At 39.6% G+C, this 674-nt stretch carries 1 pseudogene; it reads right to left on the bottom strand.

Annotated features, from left to right (window positions below):
* Positions 1 to 674, bottom strand: a pseudogene (locus AC3WV0_RS18095) (RHS repeat-associated core domain-containing protein); the annotation flags it as partial.

The raw sequence follows: 674 nt of genomic DNA, 5'->3' as shown, positions 1-674 counted from the left end.
TGGTATTTATAGGAAGAATTGTTGACAGAAAGAATATTGGTGTCATGCTTCAGCCCGAAAGGGTAGTAGTTGTTTTCTTCAAGAACTTCTACGCTGCCATTGGTGTTTTTAAAGTAGCTTAAACGCACATTTCCCAAATGGTCTGTATAGTTGTAAATATATAGATTTTTTTCAAAATTGTAATACCCTTCAGAAGTGGGAACAAACTTTAAAACCGGACTTGACAAACTTCCTGTATAATTCTCTTCATACTGAAAACCGTCAAGGTAATCGGTAATGGTACTTGATTCAAGATTAGCCTTACCCGTTCCGTAAGTATAGATCTTTCTGAGCTTCACCCCGTCTGCTCTGTATAGGTATTTGGTTTTTACGTTATAATCTATTTCCATTCCGGTAAACCTTGGGACGTAGGTCCTGTTAAATTTAACCAGGTCGGGAAGATTCAGAAAGTTGTAATCGATCTGCAGGATTCCTTTATCCTGATGGCTGGTCATATTTCCGTTGTCATCATAGGAAATGGCCTGCCCCGAAGTATCCGGGTATCCGGCATAGTTTTCCGATTCATCCTTTACCGAGAGCAGAGTATTGCCGGTATAGGTGTAGATAAGGTTGTCAATGAGTTCCGCGGTGCCAGAAAAACTTTTTGTATTCCTTTGAAGAGATGTGATATTTCC

Source organism: Chryseobacterium sp. 27AL, assembly GCF_057815395.1.
The sequence above is the reverse complement of the archived record's forward strand: the minus strand, read 5'-3'. Positions and strand labels throughout refer to the sequence as shown.